The organism is Nocardia sp. JMUB6875 (assembly GCF_041154655.1).
GTDB lineage: Bacteria > Actinomycetota > Actinomycetes > Mycobacteriales > Mycobacteriaceae > Nocardia.
This window is the reverse complement of sequence record NZ_BAAFGR010000348.1, coordinates 1-2,853: the sequence shown is the minus strand read 5'-3', so window position 1 is coordinate 2,853 and position 2,853 is coordinate 1. Positions and strand designations below refer to the sequence as shown.

The following is a 2,853-nucleotide window of genomic DNA, read 5'->3' as shown; positions in this document are numbered from 1 at the left end:
ACGCATCGTCACCTTCACCCCCGCCCCCGCCACCACCCTCTCCGCCCTGTAGCGGACCGGCCGGTCACTCCACGGTCCCGCGCGGAACGATCCATCGCTGCCGCAGTGCCGGGTAGGCCTCGGATATCAGCTCGAAATGCTTGTCGTAGTGGAGAACCGTGGCGTCATAGTGCACGGCGGTCGCTGCGATCAGCACATCGGTGGCCTGAGCGGATCGCCCGTGACCGCATACCCACAGCTGGCGTCGGATATCGCGGACCAGAAGGTCTATCGCGGGATCCATGGCAAGGAAATGGAAGACACCCGTGTAGATCATCATGATGCGATCGAGGTCCTCGGGATTGCGGGCGCTGAAGCACGCCTCGTCGAGGGTCACCGCGTTCGAGCAGAGGACTCCGACGTCGGCATTGAGGCGGTCGAAGGCCGCGCGGACCTCCGGTCGGCATTGGATGCGTGACACCGCGCTGTGATCGGCGAGGAAGAGCGCGCGATTCGCGCCGCGGCCGGTCATCGCTGCCGCGGCGGGTCGGCCTCCTCGATCGGATCGGTGTCGGCTAGGAACGGGGCCGCATCGGCGAACCAGGCGATGGCGTCATGCTGCTGACGCTGCCGGACGAGCAGGCTCAGGGCGGTCCGGACCGTCTCCGCTTTCGATGCGCCGCCGGTCACCTTGCGGGCCTGTTCCATGAGCTCATCCGGGATGTCGATCAGTGTCTTCGTCATCGCCACCTCCCTGCGGATATATATTTCCGCTCGCCAGTATATACCCGGTGGCGCGGGTTGTCGGTGGTCGCGAGTGAAACGGCCTTCGACGCGCCGAGGGGTGGATGTGTGGCGGGCGGGCGTGTTGTCGTTAGATTGGGGCGAACGGATCGGTCGCTTGGCGAGATGGACCCGCAGGGAGGCGGGTTCGCCCGGCGATGCGGGAATACCGTTGTGACACAACGTGCCACGCGAGATGACAACGCGTGGTCATGTGGGGTGGGTTCAAACTATGACCTTGCCCTCACTGGCCGCGCGGGGTGGTGGTGCGGTCATACGATCCGGGGCTGACATATGCGGGAAGGCGAGTAGGCCATGGATCGAAATGCGTTCGTCGAGGTGATGAACGAGGCGAGCGGCATGTTGGAGGCCGGGCTGGCGGACGAGGCGCTGGCACGGCTGACGGCGTTCGACGACGGCCTGGACGTGGCGCCCGAGCCCAAGGACTACGGCTGGATCGTCTCCTACCGCTTCCGATCCGCCTTCGCCGCCGGTGATTACGCGCAAGCCCTGCACCTGGCCGAACGCGGCCCCGCCCGATTCCCCGCCGACATCCCGCCCGCCACCATGGCCACCATGTACTCCATGGCCGTGGAGGCCGCCACCCAGCAGGGCCTGCCCGACAGCGCCGTCACCATGGCCGACCGCTGCATCGAGCTCAGACGCTCGCACGGCGAACACGCCGAGGTCCTGATGGCCGCCATGACCGCCTGCACCCTGCTCGGCGACATGGAAAGACACGACCTGGCAAGCAGATACGCGCAACTGCTGATCACCGAGGGCGTCGGCCACGACGACTACCGCGGCTACGGCTACTACGCGCTGTGCGCCGCCATCGAATCCGGCGTCGGCGCCCACCTCATCGACACCCTGCGCGCCGGCCGCGAATGGCTCGAGAGCCAGGACAACGAATTCGCCCGGGTGGCACTGGAATACCTGGAAAACGCCCCCGCCCTGCGCGAACCCCTCATCGTCAACCTCGATCTAGCCAACCCCCTGGGCAACGGCGCTCCGACGCCGGATCCATTGAGCGGCAATGCGCCGCAGCCCGGCGCGGCGGGCGCCGATGTGCCGCTGTCGGATCCGCTCGCCGCGCCGGATTCCATGCAGACCCAGTATCTGCGCGTCGGTGACGGCGCCCCGCACATCGCCGCCGGACCGCAGCAGCCCCCGGCCGAGCAGATCGCGGGCGGCGAAACCGCGGATGCCCTGATGGACGCGAACCGCCCCGGGATCGCGGCGTCGGCGTACCGCGCCCTCATCGACGACGCCGTAGGCACCGGCCGCCCCGACCCGCTGATCATGGGCAAGGCTACCCTCGGCCTCCTCACCGCCCTGATCTTCGACAACCGTGTCGGCGAAGCACATTCGGTCTGGATCGACGAACACGGCCCCACCTACCTGGGCATCTGGTCCCTGGAAAATGGCCAGACCTCAGTCCACGACGCCATCGCCTACAACCTGGTCGCCGCCTTCCTCCACTCCCTCAGCACCGGCGACCCCAACGCCGCCAACCACGCCGTCGACTCCCTCATGACCCGAAACCTGGACTGGGCCTACGAGAACGACCCCCAGGCCATCCCCGCCATGATCAACACCTGGCGCCGCCACCTCCACGAAATCCACTCCGGCGAACCCGCCCCCGAATACCGCTGGCAACTCACCCAGGCCGAACAACGCTGGGGCCAGCCCATTCCCGACGGCGGCCTCTACTGGATGCGCCCCTACCGCTGGGTCATCGACTGGGTCTGACGCGCCGGTGACCGGTAGCCCCCCGGTCGCCACCTAAGCTGACCACATGGCAGCTACGGAAATCTGGCACAACCCCAAGTGCTCGAAGAGCCGCACCGCGAAGGGCGTCCTGGACGATTCCGGCACCGACTACGTCGAACGCCGCTACCTCGACAACCCGCCCTCGGCCACCGAAATCCGCTCGGCCCTCACCAAACTCGCCCTCGAGCCCTGGGACATCACCCGCACCGCCGAACCCGAAGCCAAGGAACTCGGCATCTCGAGCTGGCCCAAGACCCCCGCCGACCGCGACCGCTGGATCGAGGCCCTAGCCACCCACCCCCGCCTCATCCAACGCCC

General features: G+C 67.6%; 4 protein-coding genes. 2 read left to right on the top strand and 2 right to left on the bottom strand.

The window, feature by feature from the left end:
• Positions 1-64 precede the first annotated feature (64 nt).
• Together ACAM49_RS39625 and ACAM49_RS39620 are read right to left on the bottom strand one after the other, a co-directional pair.
• Entirely contained in the window at positions 65-511 is a 447-nt protein-coding gene (locus tag ACAM49_RS39625) for a PIN domain-containing protein (RefSeq protein WP_369640653.1), read from the bottom strand.
• Positions 508-723, bottom strand: coding sequence for a type II toxin-antitoxin system VapB family antitoxin (locus ACAM49_RS39620; RefSeq protein ID WP_369640652.1), 216 nt, complete (start codon positions 721-723; stop codon positions 508-510). The genes ACAM49_RS39625 and ACAM49_RS39620 overlap by 4 nt, the downstream gene beginning before the upstream one ends.
• 354 nt (positions 724-1,077) lie before the next feature.
• Here ACAM49_RS39620 and ACAM49_RS39615 point away from each other — a divergent pair, with 354 nt between their 5' ends.
• Complete coding sequence (locus tag ACAM49_RS39615) at positions 1,078-2,514, top strand: hypothetical protein (RefSeq protein ID WP_369640651.1); 1,437 nt, start codon at positions 1,078-1,080, stop codon at positions 2,512-2,514.
• Between the two features lie 46 nt (positions 2,515-2,560).
• On the top strand, positions 2,561-2,853 hold a 293-nt coding region (locus tag ACAM49_RS39610), incomplete at its 3' end, for an ArsC/Spx/MgsR family protein (RefSeq protein ID WP_369640650.1).